The sequence below is a fragment of the Psychrobacter sp. AOP5-GZ1-6 genome (assembly GCF_052376345.1).
GTDB lineage: Bacteria > Pseudomonadota > Gammaproteobacteria > Pseudomonadales > Moraxellaceae > Psychrobacter.
This window is the reverse complement of record NZ_JBQSVP010000322.1, coordinates 1-697: the sequence shown is the minus strand read 5'-3', so window position 1 is coordinate 697 and position 697 is coordinate 1. Positions and strand designations below refer to the sequence as shown.

Below are 697 nucleotides of genomic sequence, written 5' to 3'. Positions count from 1 at the left end.
ACAATAAAAAACCCTTTATAGAATTAAACATTCTACAAAGGGTACATACAATGACAAAGCGAGTATTATAAATATTGAGTATTTACCACATTAAATCATCTGGAATGACATAAGCGGCATAAGGATCGTCTTCTGCTAATACCTCTTCTGACGTGTCGTTGGACACAACCATAAAGCCTTCCATCTTAGAATCTATACGATCTGCTAACGGGCGGGGAAGTAATGCATAGCCTTCTTCTAATCGTGCAATAACGACATGACCTGCGACGACTTGGTCATATAGCTTTTGGGTAATAGAGATCTTTTTGACTTTTGAGCTGTCGACAAATTGATAGCTGACATCACCGCTAGTATCACTGATTTGGTGCTGCTTAATCATTTGAATGATATTTGCCTTGAGCGCCTTTTCTTCTAAAGCACGCTGCTTTTCTTGATTGAGCTGCTGATCTTTTTCTAATTTTTTGGCTTGCGCCTCAGCCAATGCTTTTTTTGCTTCTAGGCTTTCTGAGTCACCAGTACGCTTGGCATGTTGCGTTTGCTTGCTGATTTTTTTGGCTTTTTTGCTATCTACCAATCCTGCTTTGAGTAGTTGAGCTTGTAGGGCATTTTTTGCCATAATTCCATCACCTAAATAAGAATATTCAAATCATAAATGCTAAAAAACACATTGTAGCAAAATTTGTTAGCGCATGTGGTC

Annotated in this window: 1 protein-coding gene; it reads right to left on the bottom strand. The window is 38.5% G+C overall.

Annotation, left to right across the window (positions count from 1 at the left end; genetic code table 11):
• Window positions 1–82: 82 nt before the first annotated feature.
• On the bottom strand, window positions 83–616 hold the full coding sequence (locus tag ACT3RN_RS16020; RefSeq protein ID WP_192520955.1) for a DUF2058 domain-containing protein: 534 nt from the start codon (window positions 614–616) through the stop codon (window positions 83–85).
• Window positions 617–697: the final 81 nt, after the last annotated feature.